We start from the raw sequence: 17,018 nt of genomic DNA on the forward strand, positions 1-17,018 counted from the left end.
GACGTAAGGAAGCGGTGACGAGTGCGGTGGATGATAGCTTCTTTTATCTTTTTCTTAATGCTCTTGGCCATCCTTCTCAAGAATCCGCCACGGTAGATGCCCGCACTAGCGCGCTAACCACTATGCACTATCCTCTAGCCACTTTTATTCTCCCTCGCCGCCGAAGGCGGCCACAGCGTCACAGCTTTCTTTTTGCGCGAAGCGCCACAGCTTCTAATTTCCTCTTGACTCTCACCTATAATGGTATTATTATACAATAGTTACTTAAAGTAATTATCTTACATACTAATTTAGAAAGGGAGTTAAACTATGGATGCAGTTCTTGTCGGGCAATTTCTGCTGGCCTGCGATACGGCGCGGCATATGCGTTCGCGCATGCCCAAACTGCCGAAGGGAATTCTTCCGAGACAGGTTCATATTATTGAAGCCATCCATGTTCTGAAGGAACATCAGGACACTGTCCGAGTCGGCGACGTAGCTCACTTTATGCACGGCACCGCCCCGAGCATTACCAAATTACTGGCTGATCTTTGTGCCAGAGGCTATGTTGAAAAGCAGCAGCAGCCCGACGATCACCGGATTTTTACGGTACGGCTCACGGAGTCAGGAGAGAAGTTCTATGACTTCTACTGCCACCAGATGTATCACTGGCTGGCCGACCGCATGCAGGATCTCGACAGCGCCAAAGTTGAAATCGCTATCGATGTGATTCGTCGTTTTGCCCGTGAAATCGGAGCTACCGCTAAAGAATTTCCAAAGGAGGCTTCTCAAAATGGAACCATTTGAGCGCCGGGCCGATGCGAAACTTTATCTTTCCATTCTGGCAACCGGTATTCTTGCCTTTATCGGCATTGTCATTGAAACGTCTATGAACGTAATCTTCCCTACCCTGATGAAGCAGTTCTCCATCAGTACGTCCCTCGTACAGTGGATTACCACAGGGTATCTGCTGGTGCTTTCTGTTATCATTCCGACGTCCAGCTATCTCAAACGCCGCTTCCCGCTGAAACGTCTTTTCGTCTGCGGCAACCTCATTTTCCTGACCGGCACGCTGCTCGGTGCCTTTGCTCCGAACTTTCCGATTCTGCTTCTGGGCCGTTTGCTGCAGGGAGCGGGTACCGGTGTATCCCTGCCGCTGATGTTCAACATCGTACTGGAACAGGCTCCGCTTGAACACATCGGTTTCATCATGGGTGCCGCTATGCTGGTTTGTGCCCTGGCTCCTGCCATCGGGCCTTCCTTTGGCGGATTCGTCGTCATGCACTGGGGCTGGCATATGATTTTCTTCATTCTGCTTCCCTTTATTGTATTATCTTTTCTGGCAGGCACGTATGCCATTCGTCAATCCTGCGAATACGGGCCTCGTCCCTTTGATTTCAAAGGCCTTGTGCTTCTGGCCATCGGCTTTACGACGTTCATTCTCGGCTGCAGTGAAACAGCGTCCATCGTCGATAACCCACTGCCCTGCATCGTACTCTTTATCGCTGCCATTATCTTTCTGGGACTCTTCAACCGTCACGTGGAGTCTTATTTGAAGAACGGTAAAGAACCGCTGATTAACCTGCGTCCTCTCCATTCTCCTTCCTTCGTGCTGAGCATGGCATCCCTTGCCATCGTCATGATTATCTGTCTCGGCACCGGCTTTGCGCTGCCGAACTTTGGACAGATCTATTTAAAAGAATCCGCTTTTGTTTCTGGCTGCATCCTTCTTCCCGGCTGCTTTATCGGCGCTGTCATTACGCCGGTCTGCGGACGCCTGTATGATTCCATGGGCCCGAAAAAGCCGCTGCTCGCCGGCAGCTTCTGTATCTTACTTGCCTGCGTAATTTATCAAATTGTCTTCCGCGCACCTGCCGTATGGCCCCTTGCCCTCACGTATATTTTCTTTACGACCGGGCAGTCCCTGTCTGTCGGCAATACCCTGACCTTTGGCATCAGCCATCTGAGCCCGGAACTCCAGGCAGACGGCAACGCCATTGCCACGACAACTCAGCAGCTCTCCGGAGCAGTAGGAACGGCCATCAGTGCCGCTGTCGTTGCTATCTTCCAGCATGGTGCCACTGATTTTGCACAAGCGACCTTTGACGGTACGGAAGCAGATTTTATTATCTTCCTGGTGCTGGCGGTTGTGCATAATGTGACGATTAGAATGGCACTGAAGAAGGCGGGAGCTGCGCCTGCGGCGCAGAAATAATAAAAGGTAAATATAATTAAGTTAGGAGCTGTAAAGACGATTGAATCTTTACAGCTCCTTTTGGTGTGGAAGAAAACATTCTATCCATCCACCAGCCTTCGGCCGATTAGAAGTGGTTAGTGGCTAGTGGCAAGTGGATAGCACACCCGTGCGAGTATTTTTCTTGGCGGATTCACGATGAAGAAAGATGCGGGCAGTAAGTAATAAGCCTTCGGCAGAGATGGTCATCATCCACCGCAAGCGGTCCCCCTTCCTCAATGTCGCGCAGCGACGTCGAGGAAGGTCCCTAAAGAATAGACCGCCGCAATCTTTTTATATTTTTTAAGGCAAACCGACGACAGGAGATTTGCTTCTAAAAGACCTTCTTTCAAGCCGCTCCGCGGCTTCGAAAGAAGGGGAACCGCAGTCAACGCTGACGTGAGGAAGCGCTGACGAGTGCGGTGGATGATAGCTTCTTTTAGCTACAAAATAAGGCATACGTTTCATTCATCTAGAAACGTACGCCCCATTATCACACATGCTTTTTTATTTTGTTTCTGATGGACTTTGCTGCAAGACAGTCGCAGATACGAGGAAGACCGGATTGGGGCCACGAAGACGGAACTGAGCGCCAACGATCCACAAGCGCAGCGCCGTGGGAGTGAGGGGAGCCACTGACCCATTCAACATCCCATCTTCGCACATCTATGCCGTTCTCTCTTTGTCGACAAGGACTGGGCTTACGCCCGGTAAACGGCGCCTTGTCTCCTAGAGAGAACCGGTATATCTGCGTAAATCTGGAGATATTTCATTGAGTCAGCGGCTCCCCACGCCGCGAAGTGTCTCAGAAGCAGCGACGAGGAGGAGCTGCGTGAGCTTCCTATTCGGCCGAAGGCCGCGGTTTTTAGCACTGGCGCTAGCCAGGGCTGACGATTGCGATGGAGGGATAGCTTCTTTTATTTCAATTTTCACAGAAGATTTGCTGCAAGACGGCTGCAGGGACGCGAAGGGCCGGGCTGAGGCCATGAAGTCGTACAAAAGAGGTACGTCGAATGGTCGCAGCCCGGCCCGACAAAGTCCATGCGGCTGGATTCTGCAAATCGCTCTGTGAAATTCCTTAGAAAAAACTCTGGCCAAATAGACGCCCGAGACAAGTCGAGGACTCTATTTGGCCAGGTGCATTAATTAAATTATTTCTCTACCGGTCTCTTAAGAATCCCAAGCAGCACAGCCCCCACAAGAGATCCCACAACCAGCGCCACAAAATACATCGGCCAGTTATGTACAACCCCAAACACGAAGATGCCGCCGTGCGGTGCCGGGATGGTGCAGCCAAAGTACATGCTGATGGCACCGGCTACAGCCGCGCCGATAGCGCAGGACGGAATGACTCTCACCGGGTCTTCTGCGGCATACGGGATAGCGCCTTCGGTGATAAAAGCGAGTCCCATGACAAAGGTCGTCAGCGAATTATGACGGTCCTTATCGGTAAATTTGCTGCGGAAGAACTGGGAAGCGACTGCAATGGCAATCGGAGGTACCATGCCGCCAATCATGACAGAAGCCATGAACGGAGACGATACGGCAGAACCATCTGCGCCGGCAAGAGAAGCCGTGCCGAATACGTAAGCTGCCTTATTGAGCGGACCGCCAAAGTCGATACTCATCATGCCTCCCAGGACAAAGCCCATAAGGAGCTTACTGCTGCTGCCCATGCTGGCAAGTCCGTTTGTCACGCCCTGGTTAAAGGAAGCCATCACTGGGTTCACGGCAAACTGCATCATGGCACCGGTAATGAGAAGTCCCAGTACCGGATATATCAGAATCGGTTTCAGGCTTTCCAGAGATGCAGGCAGGGAGCTGAAGAGCTTCTTGAGGCCCAGGATAATATAGCCTGCGGCAAAACCGCCGATCAGGGCACCGAAGAATCCGCTGCCGCCGGCATTTGCCATCGCACCGGCAATGAAACCAACGAGGAGGCCCGGACGATCCGCGATACTGGCCGCGATATAACCTGCGAGCATCGGCATCATGAAACCGAAAGCCACACCGCCCGTATTCTTCAGGAAGGCTGCAAGCGGCGTACTCGTACCGAATTTAGCCGTACCGGCTGCATCCATATCAAAGAGGAATGCCAGAGCAATCAGGATACCGCCGCCGATGACAAACGGCAGCATATGGGAAACACCGTTCATCAGGTGCTTATAAATCTTGCGGGCACCGCTTTCTTCCGCTTCCTCTTCTGCACCGGCAGCCGCCGCGCCGGCACCGCCTTTTTCGCCTTCGAAAATCGGAGCATTGCCGCTCAGCGCCTCATCAAGAAGCTGATCCGCTTTATTGATGCCGTCAGCAACCTTGACGATAACGACGCGTTTGCCCTTGAAGCGGTTCATAGGTACGTATTTATCAGCTGCTACGATAATGCCCGTCGCTTTTTCGATATCTTCCGGTGTCAGGGCGTTCTTCACGCCGCTCTGGCCGTTCGTTTCGACTTTAATGCGGATATTCCGCTTTGCTGCATGCTGTTCCAGGCTTTCTGCCGCCATATACGTGTGGGCAATGCCCGTCGGGCAGGCCGTCACAGCCAGTACCTGATAGCTTTCCTCGGTCGGTTCGGCAGCAGCCGCTGCTTCCGGTGCTGCTTCTGCAGCCGCTTCAGGAGCCTTTTCCTGCACTTCATCAGTCTCTGCTTTTTCAATGAGGGCAAAGAGCTCATCTACTGTACTTACGCCCATGAGGCCATCAATGAATTCCGGATCCATCAGCAGCGTGGAGAGGCGGGCCAATACGTCCAGATGCACGTTGTCTTCCGTGTTCGGAGCTGCAATCAGGAAAAAAAGCTTGGCAGGCTGGCCATCGAGAGAATCAAATTCGACGCCTTCTTTGACCCGCATAAAAGCAAGGCCCGGTGCGGATACAGCCGGCGTCTTGGCATGCGGAATGGCAACGCCTTCACCGACGCCCGTACTGCCTTCTTCTTCACGATGGTAGACGCACTGACGGTACGTTTCCACATCGTTGATATTCCCCTGTTTGCTCATCAAGTCGATGAGTTTATCCAGTGCTTCTTTCTTCGTGACGGCATGGCCTTCCAGGTTGACACTCTCTTTTTTCAACAAATCTGTGATACGCATAGCTGACTACTCTCCTTTTTGGATAATGGCTTCAATGGCTTCTTTATCGGCAAGATGCATCGTAAAGGCCGTGGCACTGCCGGCACTGATGCCCCAAAGCAGAGCCTTTTCGTAATCATTATATTTCAGATAGCCGGCCAGGAACCCGGCGACCATACTGTCGCCCGCTCCGACCGTATTGACCGGTGTCCCATGCGGGGCTTCCCGGAAATGAACCTCGTTATTTTCATCAAGGAGCAGCGCCCCTTCACCACCCAGGGAAACGAGGATGTTCCTGGCACCCATTTTCTGCATTTCCCGGGCACCATCGGCGATATCTTCCTTTGTCGGCAGCTTCTCGCCCAAAATTTCTTCCATCTCTTCCCGGTTAGGTTTCACAAGGAAAGGATGACACGGCAATGCGCATTTGAGCAAATCTCCCGTTGCGTCGACAACGCAGCGCACACCACGAGAGTTCATCATCTTCACAATGTCGGCATACAGTGCGTCCGTTCCATTAGCCGGACGGCTGCCGGAAAGCACGAGAATATCACCGTCATCCAGCGTGGCAATTTCCTTTACGAGCGCGGCAATATCGTCCATACCGACTTCCGGACCTTTACCGTTCAGTGCCGTTTCCACGTCGCCGCGAATCTTCACATTGATGCGGGAAAAGCCCTTTTTGACCGGCAGCAGCTTGACGTCAAGATTGCGCTTTTTCAAAAGGCGCTCGATTTCATCGCCCGTAAAGCCCGCCTTAAAGCCCAGGACACGGGACTTGATGTCCAGATTCTGGAGCATAATGGAAACGTTGATGCCCTTGCCGCCGGGAAAAATTTCTTCTTTCACACTGCGGTTAATATTCCCAATAGTAAAATGACTCGCCGTAACGACGTAATCCAGGGAAGGATTGAAAGTGACCGTATAAATCATGACAGCAACCCCTTTTTATAGTTGATGGAGACCGCGGAAATTTTCCGCCGTAATGCCTAGTTGTTTCGTAAGTTTCACATTGCCCGGATCGGTCACAGCACGAAGTTCCGTCGTATAGCTGTGATCCCAGTGGGAATCGGCCTGCAGAATGGCGTCGTCCGTTCCGGGATGAACCATGATTTCTGTTGCACCGGGGCGCATCTGAAGCAGAATCGTGCGGATGCAGGCCGTATCCACGGCATTACCCGCTACAATTCCCCCAAAATAATCCGGCGTCAAAAGGCCATGCCTTCTGGCCTTGCGCCGTGCCTGTTCGGAGAGGACATGAAGCCCCGTCCGCCCAATCTGTTCGCCCAGATTGCTCAGCCGCGTATCCGTAAGACTGACCGGAATGGCAGGAATCCGCATCGCCGGAATGCCAGCCTTGACGCATAAATCCACAATGACATCAATAATGCCCGGCAGCACATGCATATGCTGATGACTGTCTGCATGGGTCGGAACCAGCCCCGTGGCAAGGAACTTATCGAGCTGTGCCTGACACTCTGCCCGCACTTCCGAAAGCTTGACGCGCCCCTTCAAAAAATGCTTCACAAACGCGCCGTGGTCCGGATAAAATCGCCCTGTAGCAGGATCTACAAGCGAAGGAATCTGTTCCGGCGGCAGTACCGGCAGACCATCTACGAGGGTAAAATGGATACCCATACCGAGCTGCGGATATTTTTTCGCAAGTGCCACGGCACCATCGAATGCCTTACCCGTTACCATGACCGTAGCCGAACGAATGAGACCGTGGAGCATGCCCTCCTCCACAGCCTTGTTAATCAGCTCATGACGGCCAAAATCATCGGCATTCACGATCAAAATCTTTTTATTATTCACAGAATGGAAATGCCTCACTTTCCGTTACGATAAAGCATACTTTTCAATATATATAATTATAGTATAAGGGAAGGATTGTTGCTAGGGGGAAAAGAGGAGCTGTGGCGCTTCGCGCTTTTATAAAAAGGCGCTTTTGGCATTTGGCTTTTAGCATTTGACCGGTCTGCGGAATGAAGTGGTTAGTGGGAACAGTGGTTAGTGCGCTAGTGCGGGCAGATTGTTGGGTAAAGCAAGATGCAGATTGCAGATAGCTGCAGATGGCGGGTAGCTGCTTTTATGCTATAATAAGGGGCGTAGCAATTTCCAAGGAGGTTGTTCTTGTGAATCGTACGTTAACACCGAGAGCGATGGTGTTTATTTCACTGATGGGAGCGCTCTCTTTCCTTTTAATGTCCTTTGAATTCCCGCTGCCTTTTGCACCGGCGTATATGAAGTTTGAGATTTCCGATTTACCGGCGCTCTTCGGAGGTTTTTTCCTGGGGCCCCTTGCAGGTACGATGGCTTGTCTTATCAAGATTCTGCTGAAGCTCATTATTATCGGAACCCATTCGGCCCTCGTCGGGGAAATGATGAACCTGTTCTGCAGTATGGCCTTTGTCGTAACGGCTACGTGGTATTATCATTTTCATCGCACGAAGCACGGTGCTTTAGGTGCCCTCATTATTTCGTCTATTTTTGCCAGTGTCTTTGCCGTCGTGACCAACTATTACTTTGCCATTCCCATGTACGTCCGGCTCTACGGCATTCCCCTGGATACCATCTTAAAGATGGCTTCGGCCGCCAATCCCTTCGTGCATTCCATGTTTGGATTTTTACTTTTTACCGTGCTGCCGTTTAATTTGATCAAGTATGCGGCTGTGTCGGGCGTGACGTATATGGTGTATAAGAGGATCAGTAATTCGCTGCAGGCGTTGATTGATAGAGGGAAGTAATGTAAAGGCACCTGTCTCACGCTGGTGCTCGACATGTCTCGCACGCATCTTGAGACAGAGCTTTTTATAAAGAGGTTTCAGTTGTCCTCTGAAGAATCCAGCCGCATCTGCTTTGTCAGACCGGGGTGTGACCACTCGACGTACGTTTTTTGTACGACTTCGTGGCCCCATCCCGGTCTTTCTCGCATCTGCGCCTGTCTTGCATCAGAGTCCACCAGAAACAAATAAAGCCGCCTTTGGCGGCTGGCTGTGTGATGAAGTATAAATGATTTTAATAAAAGACTGTGCAAGAGTGAAAATTCGTTTTTGCACAGTTTTTATTATATTTATTAGGCTATGTCACAACAAACAGTTGATAAATAGCCATTTTTATAGGGGAGTATCAGAACTCCCCTACAAACTGTTATTTGCAGTTATCTATACTCATTTGGAATTTCGATATGAAGTGTCTCACACAATAACTTCACATCATGTGCATCATTTTCATCAAACTCGTATCCCAGATGGAACATTACTTGACTATATGGTTCAATACAGGAAACCTCTATTTCCTCAATTCTTCCTTTACCCGAAAAAGTTTCTACCGGAAAACAATCCCCATCATAAAGAATTTCACCTTCGTCCGTATATTCAAAACAATGCAAATCAATAATTCTGTTTTTCAAATCTTCCCATACAGTATGGTTCAATGTTGTATATTCCATCTTAATCTCATAAAAGCCATTAGCTTTCATTATTTCTATAAAGTTCTGATAATCGTTCTTTTCTACAAAAATGTCAATATCATTATGGGCTCTTGACTGATATCCAAGAAGAGCATCTACACCCCAGCCACCATCAAGAAAGACTTTAATCTCCGCATCTATTGCAAATTGAAGAATCTGTTTTACATCTGTTATATTGACCATCTTATCATCTCCACAAATTCTAATTAGGCGACCAGAGGAACTGCTGGTCTGTTTGATAAATCTCTGCATTTAGCAGTTTTCAATGTTGCCAAAACAAAAGTTAAGAAGATGTTCCTTTTCTCCATGTCGCTTTCTTTGGCGTAATTTACAAGGTTATTCCACACAAGATAGTTGTTCAGATACTTGGTAGAAACACCGTTAAAGCCACGCATAAACCTCTTTAGCTGGCTATGGTAGCTATTGATATGTTGGATATTATAAATGCCTTTCTTGGCTTTGCCAGTCTTTAACTGCACAAGGTCAATGCCATTGGCATTTGTAAATCTCACATAGGAGTTCATCTTGTCCGTAACAAGAGTGGAATTGGTCTTAATCCTACCATCATAAATATGATGTAAATCTCTTGTAGAAACTCTACCAGTATTCGTAATCTTGGAGATAGACAAGCCATTCCTATTAACCGCACAAGGAACACATACCTTTTCTTGGGACAAGCCTCTGATATGTGTAGAATGACCACGCTTATGAGCCTTGCGTGGCATAGCAAATGTCTTACTCTTGCTATGATTGCCCTTGTACGAGATGGCGAAAAAAGTTTCGTCAGCCTCAATAATGCCGTCAAGGGTAACATCGTCTGCCATATTCTGAAGTGCATCCAAAATCTTGTGTCTCCAAAGGAATGCGGTGTTTCTGTGAATCCCACAAGCAACAGCAGTCTTACGAATGGATAAGCCATTCATCATACAATCAATGTACTGCTCCCACACGGACAAGTCTTTTCTTGTACCAGACACAATGGAGTTCGTAGCAATCACGAAGGACTTGCCACAATCCTTACATACATATCGCTGTGTGCCATCTTTACGATGACCATTGCGAACCACATGGATACAGCCACAAAGAGGGCATACACGACCATTTGCAAAGCGTTCCTTTGCTACGAAATCTTCAATATTCAAAGACTTTACAAAGGCAGGACTTAAAAGCATTGTTTTAAGGCTTTCCTGCTCTGCGACAGTCAACATACCGATAATATCTAATGCGTCTTTGATAGTAGGCATATCCAATTACCTCCTTCGGTGGTACTGTTTCTTACTATTATTATACGCTATTTCTCGTCAAAAATCAACCATTTGTTGTGACAGAGCCATTTATTATATTTTGCTAAAGCGGAGCTTTAGCGACTGCATCCGTGCCTTCTTCGAGCGTCAGCGAGGAAGAAGGGGAACCGCAGTGGGCGTCGATTGACTTGGTAATCGCGCACACGACCGCGGGGGATATTCAGTTGGATAACAAGTAAGGGTAAATACGAGAGACTGGAAAACAGGAGCTCTCCTGGAGGAAGCCAAATCAAAGATTTGGCACAATCAAACTAGGTCGACCCCTGATCGTACCCATTCCTGCGTTCTGAATGAATACCCACCACGGACGGAAAGCGACTGCGTCGCATTCCTGTGGTCCCTCCCTCTTAGTCGCGAAAACCACGCGACCAAGAGGGCAATGCAGTTACTGAAATTTCCATTGGTACTTTTATAACCAGAGAAAGAATAAAAATTTAGTGAAAAATAATAAGATGGTCGTCGAGTAGACGGGTCGAGTTGCCTCGCCCGCCCCTCACAGAACCGTACGTGCGGTTTTCCCGCATACGGCTCTTAGAATAATCTTTCAGCACCATATCTGCACTCTTGCACTCGGTGCCTTAATTTCTGTGTCGCAATTTCCATTATGGTAACCTCTTTGTGTTACCTTCTGTTTTGAGACAGAAATCGATTATTCTTTGCCCCCTTCGCTCCGCCTACTTTCATAGGTTTCATCACTACTATGAGGCAATCCGACTACTGACTCAGCTTTTGCCAACCTCCGTACAGTTAAGTATTTAAGTCAGCATACCACTGTCCCTTGGACTGAGTCAGTTCTCCCAGGTACATGAATAGTGTTTGTGTACTCGCCGTGCACTTGGACCCCGATGGAACTCTGTGCAGTTCTCGCCGCAGTTTCCTGCTAACGAACTGTACGCTTCTGCCTGCGACCGGTGATAAGGTATCGGCTTCCATATTACGGTTAACGAGGCTGATTCTGCTTTACGCCTTGCTCATCGCATTTGGCATTACGGCTCTCACACTCCCTGTCTACGCTTCATGCTCACCTCACGGCTCTGCATGCAAGACTCGGTACCAGCTGCTTGCTAGACTTTACTGGATTCGGACTTTCACCGAACTATACTATTCACGCCGAACTGGCGCACATCATCCCCCGCAAGCGGGCCCCCTTCCTCAATGTCGCTCCGCGACGTCGAGGAAGGTCCCTAAAGAATATACCGCAGGTGTTCTACATTTTCTTTAGGCAAAGCGAAACACTGGCTACGTAAAGACTTTCAAAGCGCTTGTAGTGTTTCACCGCTACAAAATATAGCAGGCCTGCAGTTCATAGTAGAGACCTTCTTCGACGTCGCCATAGCGACATTGAAGAAGGGGAACCGCAGGAAGGCCTGGTGATATCAGGCCTTCCGATAAGCGGTGGATGATGTCCCTTTATTTTTTCTTTTTATATTTTTAAGGCAAACCGACGTCAGGAGGTTTGGCTTCGAAGAACCTTCTTCTTCCAAGCCGCTCCGCGGCTTCGGAAGGAGGAGAAGCGGAACTGAGCGCCAACGATCCGCAAGCGCAGCGCCGCGGGAGTTGTCGACGCGAAGTTTCTCAGAAGCAGCGACGAAAAGGAGCTGCGTGAGCTTCCTATTCGGCCGAAGGCCGCATCATTTATCGCTGACGTAAGGAAGCGGTGACGATTGCAATGGAGGGGATAGCTTCTTTTATTCTTTTATTCTTTTATTCTTTTATTTTTTTATTTTTGCCAAATGGCATACAAAAAAGCACTACAGATCTTTCTTTGCAATCTGTAGTGCTTTTCATTTATTTCTCTCAAACAAAATTGATTTGCAGTACTTTTCCCATGCCTGCAGCGAGACGCTGCAATGTCTTTATGGAAGGATTAGCGTTACCGTTCTCAATTTTACTGATATCGCTTTGCGTCATTCCACTTTTAGCAGCCAACTCTTTTTGAGTCAGGCCAGACCCTTTACGGGCATCAATAATGGCTTGAATAATTGCTCTTTCAGGTTCAAGTGCTTCATACTTCTTCTTGAAGCTTTTATTTTTCATTTCTTCATTGAGATAGTCATTAAATTTAACTGTCATTTCATTTCCCTCCTCTTGAAAGGAAATCATTTCGATATTTAATCGCTTTTTCTATTTCACTTTTTGGTGTCTTATTCTGCTTTTTTATAAAACCATTTGTCATAATAATCCGATGCTCAACATAGAAAAAATACAAAACTCTAAATGAATTCGAGCCTTTTCTAACTCTTAACTCAAAAATTCCATTTTTAAGAGGTTTGGAATACGGTTCCCGCAAAGAATTACCATTATGTTGCAAAAGTGTGATAAAACTTGATATTTTAACTCGCGTATCTTCATCTAAAGTACGAAAAAAATCAAGAACTGGACAAAATCCATCACAAGTTTCGTAAAATTCTACAGTAAAGTTCATCGTGCTGCATCCTTTGCTAAATTTATTTTATTGGATATATCCAATATTGTCAAATGAGTATTTTATTTAAACGCTTTACTCTTCACACCTTCTCCAGCTTCACGATCCTTTTCACCGGCACGACTTCTCCTGTCTCCAGCGTCAGTGTCTTTCTGGTCAGGTCTATTTTCCTCAGCATGCCTTTGATTTCCACATATTTCCCGCCTTCTTTACGTGCATCGGGCAGGAAGCAGGTGATGGCGACGACCGGGCCTTCGTCGATGCAGTGCATGAGTGCCTGCAGATGCCGGTCGAGTTCGGCTTTGGCTTCTTCGTCTAAAATATGTTCTGTATCGGTAAAACGTGCTGTCTCCCGCACGATATCGCCGTATCCTTCCAACGCATCAAAGGAGGCAAACTGTGCCGCCCGCGCCGCCTGCGGCATGGTATGGCAGTGCGGTTTGTCCGGATAGGGCCGGTGCAGGATATCTTCGTAGCGTTTCATGCCCGATGCCCCCCAACCTGTTGATTTCTTTCCAGCGTCCTTGCCCCTTCGCAGAGGCTGCTGGCCTTAAAGAGACAGCTCCGGCCGTACCGGTGATGCAGTGCGACGGCCGCCTGCTGGAGCCGGTCTTCCCGGAGATTGGGCATAGCCGCCAGTGTCTCTTCCGTTCCAAACAGCGACGGCAGCATCTTTTCTTCCATGACAGACGCTGTCCGGTCCCGCACATGAAGTACCGTCACCGTCACGCGCCGAATCTGCCGGTACGGATTCACGATACGGTCATAGAGCGCCAGTGCCGTCCGCGTAAGAAGCGATACAGAATCGGTAAACCCCTTGAGCCGCTGCGACCCATGGACACGAAAATCAAAGAACCCGGCCGACAGATCACTGACCTTATGCTCATAACCGAGCGTCAGCACCACTTCGTCCGTAACGACGCCCTTTTCCGTCAGGCTGAGTGCCAGGGCATCCATCATCTCCCGTATAATTAAACGGGCGCTTTCCGCACTATAAGGCCGCGGCAGTACCTGCCCGGACCCGAGACTGTTGTCCCGCGGCCGGTACGCCTTGATATCTTTCATCGTGCAGGGCTCCCAGCCCCAGGCATGGTCAATCAAGAGCTCGGCATTGATGCCAAAAAGCTTATACAGCTGCGCCTCACTCGTGAGAGAAAAGCGGGCAATATCGCCCATCGTATAGAGCCCGTGCGCTTCCAGCTTCGACGCGTATCCCGGCCCGATTCGCCAAAAGTCCGTCAGCGGCTGATGATCCCACAGCTGCCGCCGGTAGCCCATCTCATCGAGCGAGGCAATCCGCATCCCGTAGGCGTCGGGCTGCATGGACTTAGCCACGATATCCATGGCCACCTTACTGAGATAGAGATTCGTCCCGATGCCCGCTGTCGCCGTAATGCCCGTTTCCTTATAGACATCATCCAGCATGACCCGTGTCAGTTCGTACGGCGTGAGCCTGTACATCTCCCGATAAGGCGTCACGTCCATCATCACTTCATCGACGGAATAGACGTGAATATCCTCAGGTGCCAGATAGCGCAGATAAATCCCGTAAATCCGCCGGCTGTAATCCATATAGAGCTTCATGCGCGGCGTTGCCGTAATATAATCCAGTTTGAGAGAAGGATCGGCCTTGAGTTCCGCATCTATGTAGGAAGAATCACGAAACTTTTTACTCGGTGCCCGCGTAAGGCGCAGCTTATTCAGATCTTCCACGCGGCGGATTACTTCAAAAAGCCGCGGCCGTCCCGGTACCCCACGTGCCTTGAGCGGCGGCGATACAGCGAGACAAATCGTCTTGTCCGTACGGCTCTTATCCGCTACAACTAAACAAGTGTTTAACGGGTCAAGGCCCCGCTCCACACATTCTACGGAGGCATAAAATGACTTTAAATCGATGGATACGTAACTGCGCTGCTCCATGGTATGCCTCCTTATATTGCAAACATTTGTTCGTGTATTTGTATTATAGCACAGTTTGCAAAAAAAGACAGAGGGGAAAGTAAATTTTTCCTCTCTGTCCATTTTTATGTACCCTATTGAAAAATTACGGTAAAAGCTCTTGACGGCCGTGGGTTTCCGCCCATTCCTTCACGCGGGCCTTTACCTCATCCATGCGCAGGACACCGAAAGCAAAACCCTTCTGCACGAGTTCCGGCGGCACGTATTCATCGTACTTATCAAAAATCGGTACTTCCTTCGGATAAATCAGCTCCATCGGATCCGTAAGCTTCTCGCCCTCTTCGGCCAGCACTTCAAAGAACGTATCTTCATCGGCTTCCATCGTAAACTGCATGAAGTAAGGCCGGAATGTATCCAGATGTTTGAGACCCAGCCGGTGAGCGCACTTCAGATTAAGGAAGCGCTCCATGGCAAGGAACCCGTACGAACCGAGCCACGGCAGGAGACACCACATCTTACCGCCCAGGAAAATGAGTACCCGGTTGGCCGCCCCACTGGCAAGCGCCGTACCCCGTGCCTGTTCAAGGCGGGCCGCCGCGTTTTTCATGAGATACGGATAAGTCTGCTTTTCCTGCAGGACGCGCCGCATCCGTTCCAGGATCTTCGTATGAATATCACCGGGGCATTCACCGAAGTACGCCGGCACCTTGCCCTTTACCAGTTCACAGTAAATCAAATGGCGTTTGCGGTCGACCTCGAGGACGCGCCACACGTGCCCTGCAAGAGCAATCTTTTCACCCGGCGGAGGCGGTGCCACGACCGTCCCGAGTTCCTGGGAATCATTGCGTACCGTGTATTCTTCGCTTTCCTGAAAAACACCATAGAATTTAAAAGAATTAATGATACGTTCGCCTGCAAGGCCAACAATGAGCCCGCCGCGTTCCGTTTTTTCGATATGATTTTCTGCCACGAGATACTGCAGCAAGACCTTGTAATCTTCCTGCGTAATCCGGTGGAAATACGGCAGTGTCAGCACCTTTTCCGCCAGCGACGCCGGGGACATCTCCCCGCCGGAAGCCAGCGTACTCATGGTCTGATGGTACAGCAGGCTGAATGGCAGCCGGTCAAGACGAGGCGGCTCTACCCAGTGTTCTTCCCGGTAAAGCTGAATCAAGGCAATGGCCTGCAGCAGCTTCCAGGGAATCGTTGCCGGGAGCATGGCCCGGATTTCCGGTTCATCCTCGCGGATAACAAACCACATTTCAGGCGGCAGATTGCGCCGTCCCGTGCGGCCCATACGCTGCAGAAAAGAAGAAACTGTCCACGGTGCATCGATCTGAAACGCCCGTTCCAGCTTCCCGATATCAATACCGAGTTCCAGCGTCGACGTCGTCACTGTCGTATAGACGTGTGACTCATCCTTCATCAGCTCTTCGGCACTTTCCCGGTATGACGCAGAAAGGTTGCCGTGGTGAATGAGGAAACGGTCGCGCTCATGACGCAGGTCGCAGTACTGGCGCAGCGTCGTCGTGACGCCTTCGCACTCTTCACGGGAATTGACAAAGACGAGGCACTTCTTGCCCCGCGTATGTTCAAAGATATAACCAAGACCGGGGTCGGCCTGCACCGGTGCCTCATCCGTCTTTTCATCAAGGACGGGACTTGCCTGGATGTCCGTTCGTTCATCGCCGGCCTGGGCATCCTTCACATAGAAATGTTCTACCGAGAGGCGCCATTTGCTGCCCGGAGCCTTGACCCGCGGAATCCGGGTGATGCGCCCTGTTCCCTGGGACAAGAAAGCACCGGTTGCCTCCGGATCACCCATTGTCGCCGAAAGCCCGATTCGCCGCGGGTTCACACCGGCAAGGCGGCTCAATCGTTCAATGAGGCAGAGCGTCTGCCCGCCGCGGTCACCGCGCAGGAGCGAATGCACTTCATCGATGACGACAAAGCGCAGATCCGAGAAAAGACGCGGCACTGCCATATGCTTGTGCAGCAAAATCGCTTCGAGAGACTCCGGCGTCAGCTGCAGAACACCGGCAGGATGGCGCATGAGCCGTGCCTTATGCGACTGGGACACATCGCCGTGCCAGCGCGTCAGCGGAATATCCCCGGCCTCACAGAGCGGCGTCAACCGTTCATACTGGTCGTTAATCAGCGCCTTGAGCGGTGCAATATAGAGGCATCCTACCGACTGGGGCGGATTCTTTTCAAAGAGGCTCAGAATCGGGAAAAAAGCCGCTTCCGTCTTGCCCGAAGCCGTCGACGCCGTCAGCAGCAGATTATCGTCCGTATGAAAAATTACATCTCCCGCTGCGACCTGGATCGGCCGCAGCTCGCCCCAGCCGGACTGATAAATGTAGTCCTGCACAAAAGGCGCATATTCGTCAAAAATGGTCATAATTTAACTCCATGCCAAATCGTTAGATTTGGCTATCCTCTACAACCTTCTTCCACGATGCGAAGCATCGTCGGAAGGAGGTCTCTAAGTTGCAATGCTCCGCATTGCTCGAATAGAATAAAAAATTAAAAGATTAAAAGATATAAGGGACATCATCCCCCGCAAGCGGTCCCCCTTCCTCAATGTCGCGCAGCGACGTCGAGGAAGGTCCCTAAAGAATATATCGCAGCG

Annotated in this window: 13 protein-coding genes; 3 read left to right on the forward strand and 10 right to left on the reverse strand. The window is 50.0% G+C overall.

Annotated features, from left to right (window positions below):
* Nucleotides 1-309: 309 nt before the first annotated feature.
* Nucleotides 310-786: a MarR family transcriptional regulator gene (locus LKE33_09600; protein MCH3951170.1), complete on the forward strand. Its 477-nt coding sequence runs from the start codon at nucleotides 310-312 to the stop codon at nucleotides 784-786.
* Complete coding sequence (locus tag LKE33_09605; protein MCH3951171.1) at nucleotides 773-2,194, forward strand: MFS transporter; 1,422 nt, start codon at nucleotides 773-775, stop codon at nucleotides 2,192-2,194. The genes LKE33_09600 and LKE33_09605 overlap by 14 nt, the downstream gene beginning before the upstream one ends.
* A 1,169-nt stretch (nucleotides 2,195-3,363) precedes the next feature.
* On the opposite strand, the gene LKE33_09610 is transcribed toward LKE33_09605, so the two are convergent.
* Genes LKE33_09610 through LKE33_09620 form a run of 3 tightly spaced genes read right to left on the reverse strand, consistent with a single transcriptional unit; the run spans nucleotide 3,364 to nucleotide 7,101 of the window.
* Nucleotides 3,364-5,307: a fructose-specific PTS transporter subunit EIIC gene (locus tag LKE33_09610; protein ID MCH3951172.1), complete on the reverse strand. Its 1,944-nt coding sequence runs from the start codon at nucleotides 5,305-5,307 to the stop codon at nucleotides 3,364-3,366.
* 6 nt (nucleotides 5,308-5,313) lie between these two features.
* Entirely contained in the window at nucleotides 5,314-6,219 is a 906-nt protein-coding gene (gene pfkB / locus LKE33_09615) for a 1-phosphofructokinase (protein MCH3951173.1), read from the reverse strand.
* A gap of 15 nt (nucleotides 6,220-6,234) precedes the next feature.
* Nucleotides 6,235-7,101, reverse strand: coding sequence for a ChbG/HpnK family deacetylase (locus LKE33_09620; protein MCH3951174.1), 867 nt, complete (start codon nucleotides 7,099-7,101; stop codon nucleotides 6,235-6,237).
* Between the two features lie 320 nt (nucleotides 7,102-7,421).
* On the opposite strand from LKE33_09620, the gene LKE33_09625 reads away from it, so the two are divergent.
* A complete protein-coding gene (locus tag LKE33_09625) occupies nucleotides 7,422-8,033 on the forward strand; it encodes an ECF transporter S component (protein ID MCH3951175.1) in 612 nt (203 codons plus the stop codon).
* A gap of 413 nt (nucleotides 8,034-8,446) precedes the next feature.
* Here the strand turns inward: LKE33_09625 and lnu(C) are convergent, their stop codons facing one another.
* From lnu(C) to LKE33_09660, 7 genes are all read right to left on the reverse strand, one after another.
* A complete protein-coding gene (lnu(C), locus tag LKE33_09630; protein MCH3951176.1) occupies nucleotides 8,447-8,941 on the reverse strand; it encodes a lincosamide nucleotidyltransferase Lnu(C) in 495 nt (164 codons plus the stop codon).
* A gap of 23 nt (nucleotides 8,942-8,964) precedes the next feature.
* Nucleotides 8,965-10,002: an IS1595-like element ISSag10 family transposase gene (locus tag LKE33_09635; protein ID MCH3951177.1), complete on the reverse strand. Its 1,038-nt coding sequence runs from the start codon at nucleotides 10,000-10,002 to the stop codon at nucleotides 8,965-8,967.
* Between the two features lie 1,857 nt (nucleotides 10,003-11,859).
* Nucleotides 11,860-12,135 (reverse strand): helix-turn-helix domain-containing protein, encoded by a 276-nt coding sequence (locus LKE33_09640; protein ID MCH3951178.1) that lies wholly within the window; start codon nucleotides 12,133-12,135, stop codon nucleotides 11,860-11,862.
* Between the two features lies 1 nt (nucleotide 12,136).
* Nucleotides 12,137-12,487, reverse strand: coding sequence for a type II toxin-antitoxin system RelE/ParE family toxin (locus LKE33_09645; GenBank protein ID MCH3951179.1), 351 nt, complete (start codon nucleotides 12,485-12,487; stop codon nucleotides 12,137-12,139).
* Nucleotides 12,488-12,569: 82 nt separating this feature from the next.
* Nucleotides 12,570-12,971, reverse strand: coding sequence for a hypothetical protein (locus LKE33_09650; GenBank protein MCH3951180.1), 402 nt, complete (start codon nucleotides 12,969-12,971; stop codon nucleotides 12,570-12,572).
* Nucleotides 12,968-14,407 carry a DNA methylase gene (locus LKE33_09655; GenBank protein MCH3951181.1) on the reverse strand — a complete coding sequence of 480 codons (1,440 nt, stop codon included), beginning with the start codon at nucleotides 14,405-14,407 and terminating at the stop codon, nucleotides 12,968-12,970. Before LKE33_09655 ends, LKE33_09650 begins: the two co-directional genes overlap by 4 nt.
* A 124-nt stretch (nucleotides 14,408-14,531) precedes the next feature.
* On the reverse strand, nucleotides 14,532-16,787 hold the full coding sequence (locus LKE33_09660; GenBank protein ID MCH3951182.1) for a DEAD/DEAH box helicase: 2,256 nt from the start codon (nucleotides 16,785-16,787) through the stop codon (nucleotides 14,532-14,534).
* Between the last annotated feature and the right edge of the window lie 231 nt (nucleotides 16,788-17,018).

Origin of the sequence: Acidaminococcus sp. (assembly GCA_022482815.1) — a bacterium.
Classification (GTDB): Bacteria; Bacillota; Negativicutes; order Acidaminococcales; family Acidaminococcaceae; genus Acidaminococcus.

What these genes read in the sequence shown, in the direction of transcription:
- LKE33_09600 (MCH3951170.1), top strand. Translation starts at nt 310, where the DNA reads ATGGATGCAGTTCTTGTCGGGCAATTTCTGCTGGCCTGCGATACGGCG.
- LKE33_09605 (MCH3951171.1), top strand. Translation starts at nt 773, where the DNA reads ATGGAACCATTTGAGCGCCGGGCCGATGCGAAACTTTATCTTTCCATT.
- LKE33_09610 (MCH3951172.1), bottom strand. Translation starts at nt 5,307, where the DNA reads ATGCGTATCACAGATTTGTTGAAAAAAGAGAGTGTCAACCTGGAAGGC.
- pfkB (MCH3951173.1), bottom strand. Translation starts at nt 6,219, where the DNA reads ATGATTTATACGGTCACTTTCAATCCTTCCCTGGATTACGTCGTTACG.
- LKE33_09635 (MCH3951177.1), bottom strand. Translation starts at nt 10,002, where the DNA reads ATGCCTACTATCAAAGACGCATTAGATATTATCGGTATGTTGACTGTC.
- LKE33_09640 (MCH3951178.1), bottom strand. Translation starts at nt 12,135, where the DNA reads ATGACAGTTAAATTTAATGACTATCTCAATGAAGAAATGAAAAATAAA.
- LKE33_09645 (MCH3951179.1), bottom strand. Translation starts at nt 12,487, where the DNA reads ATGAACTTTACTGTAGAATTTTACGAAACTTGTGATGGATTTTGTCCA.
- LKE33_09650 (MCH3951180.1), bottom strand. Translation starts at nt 12,971, where the DNA reads ATGAAACGCTACGAAGATATCCTGCACCGGCCCTATCCGGACAAACCG.
- LKE33_09655 (MCH3951181.1), bottom strand. Translation starts at nt 14,407, where the DNA reads ATGGAGCAGCGCAGTTACGTATCCATCGATTTAAAGTCATTTTATGCC.
- LKE33_09660 (MCH3951182.1), bottom strand. Translation starts at nt 16,787, where the DNA reads ATGACCATTTTTGACGAATATGCGCCTTTTGTGCAGGACTACATTTAT.